Genomic DNA, 231 nt, shown 5'->3' on the forward strand with positions numbered 1-231 from the left:
CTCCCCGCGCAGCAGGGTGCCTTCTCCTCCTTCTGGCTGACGCCGAGCGACGGTAGCTGGCCGCCCGAGATCGACATCATCGAGGTGGCCGCCAACGACCCGTACACCATCTATTCCAGCATCCATTACGTCAATTCGGGGCAGACGATCGGCACGCCGGTCGGCAGCATGTCGGACGCGTTCCATACCTACGGGCTGTCCTGGACGCCGGACAAGATCACCTGGTACTTC

At 63.2% G+C, this 231-nt stretch carries 1 protein-coding gene; it reads left to right on the forward strand.

Features of this window, described 5'->3' with window-relative positions:
- On the forward strand, nt 1–231 hold a 231-nt coding region (locus tag M0638_RS28545), incomplete at both ends, for a glycoside hydrolase family 16 protein (protein ID WP_248670346.1).

It is taken from the genome of Roseomonas acroporae, assembly GCF_023223525.1.
Lineage (GTDB): Bacteria > Pseudomonadota > Alphaproteobacteria > Acetobacterales > Acetobacteraceae > Roseomonas_E > Roseomonas_E acroporae.